This is a genomic window from Microbacterium sp. K41 (assembly GCF_004794395.1).
Taxonomy (GTDB): Bacteria; Actinomycetota; Actinomycetes; order Actinomycetales; family Microbacteriaceae; genus Microbacterium; species Microbacterium sufflavum.
In genome coordinates this window covers 1-1,692 of the sequence record NZ_SSDO01000209.1, presented here as the reverse complement: position 1 = coordinate 1,692, position 1,692 = coordinate 1, and the positions used below count along the sequence as shown (strand labels likewise).

At 73.3% G+C, this 1,692-nt stretch carries 2 protein-coding genes and 1 pseudogene; all 3 read left to right on the top strand.

The window, feature by feature from the left end:
* On the top strand, window positions 1-404 hold a 404-nt coding region (locus tag DW309_RS19400), incomplete at its 5' end, for an FHA domain-containing protein (RefSeq protein WP_240753130.1).
* On the top strand, window positions 401-1,219 hold the full coding sequence (locus DW309_RS05630; protein WP_136031075.1) for a PP2C family protein-serine/threonine phosphatase: 819 nt from the start codon (window positions 401-403) through the stop codon (window positions 1,217-1,219). The genes DW309_RS19400 and DW309_RS05630, both read left to right, overlap by 4 nt.
* Window positions 1,219-1,692, top strand: a pseudogene (locus DW309_RS05625) (hypothetical protein); the annotation flags it as partial. The gene DW309_RS05630 and the pseudogene DW309_RS05625, both read left to right, overlap by 1 nt.

Genomic DNA, 1,692 nt, shown 5'->3' with positions numbered 1-1,692 from the left:
CCGCCGCCTCCGCCGCGCCTGCCCCCGCCGTCGTCGCGCCCGCGACCGACGACCTGGAGGAGACGCGCATCAGCATCCCCGGGCACCGGCTGGTCTTCACGTGGGACGACGGCACCCGCGTCCCGGTCTCGCGGCGCACGGTGTTCGGCCGCAATCCCGCGGTCGAGGAGGGCGCGGTGATCGTGCCCGTGCGCGACGAGACGCTGTCGCTGTCGAAGACGCACTTCGAGGCCGCGTCCGAGGCCTCGGGTGGCTGGGTGCTCGACCGGCACTCCACGAACGGCCTCACGATCGTGCGCGACGGTCAGCGCATCGCGTGCCCGGCCGGCCAGCGCGTGCCGATCCGGCTCGGCGATGTGATCGAGATCGGCGACCGCGTGGTGATGGTCGGAGGTTACGCATGACCGCCCCGCTCGTGGTGTCCACGGGGGCTGCGACCCACTCGGGTCTGCGCCGCCCGCTCAACGAAGACGCCTACATGGCCAGCTCCCCCCTGTTCCTGGTCGCCGACGGCATGGGCGGCCACGAGGCGGGGGAGCGCGCGAGCGCCGCGGTGATCGACGAGTTCGCGCGCTTCATCGGTCGCACCGACCTGGAGCTCGACGACCTGCTCGAGGCGCTGGCGCGGGCGCGCACCGCCGTCGAGGAGCTGTCCACGACCGGCAACGGCCGCGCGGGCACCACTCTCAGCGGCGTGGTCGTCGCCTCGGTCGAGGGCATGGGCTACTGGCTCACGGTCAACATCGGCGACTCGCGCACCTACCGCTTCGCGGACGGCGAGCTGGAGCAGATCAGCGTCGACCACTCGGTGGTGCAGGAGCTCATCGAGTCGGGCGAGCTGACGATCGAAGAGGCCGCGCACGACCGCCGCCGCAACATCATCACGCGCGCGATCGGCGCGAGCAGCACGGGTGACGCGGATTACTGGCTGTTCCCGGCCGAGCTCGGCGACCGCATGCTCATCTGCTCCGACGGGCTCACGACCGAGGTGCCCGACGCCCGCATCACCCAGATCCTCGGCGCGGAGCCTGATCCGCAGCGCGCCGCCGACCTCCTGGTCGACGAGGCCGTGCAGGCCGGTGGCCGGGACAACATCACCGTGGTCGTCGTCGACGCGGTGTCGGTCGCGTCGCGACCGGGCACGCTGCTGCTGTCCGACGACACCGACATCGACGCCGACACGCGCCCGCGCGAGGCCGCAGCAGGAGGGGTTCGCTGATGCAGACGATCTACCGACCGGGACCGTGGTACCTGATCGTGATCCCCGGCGCCCTGGTGGCGCTGCCGCCCGACGTGCCCGGGGCGACCGTGACGACGCTCTGGGAGCGCCTGCCCGCGGAGCGCAGCCTCGCCACGGTCATCGACGTGCTCACGACGCAGGCCGGCGGTTCGTTCTCCGCGATGCCGCCGTTCGTCGCGGCCGTGCTGGAGGGGTCCGACGCCCGCGTGGCCGTGCGCGGTGCCCTCACGGTGCGCGTGACCGGCGCGGACAGCGAGACCGCGTCGTTCTCCGGCGCCGACGTGACCACGTGGAGCGAGCGATTCGTCCCCGGTGCGTCGGCGGTCGAGATCACGGTGGACGACGACGACGCCGGCACCGCCCTGCCCGTGCACACCGGGATCGTCCTGGCCGCCGCGGTCAGCGCCGAGCTGGAGCCGGCCGACGCCGAGGCCCTCGGGGGCTCCGCGGGT

Bases quoted from the DNA above. Each gene is read 5' to 3' on its own strand.
- DW309_RS05630 (WP_136031075.1), top strand. From the start codon at position 401: ATGACCGCCCCGCTCGTGGTGTCCACGGGGGCTGCGACCCACTCGGGT.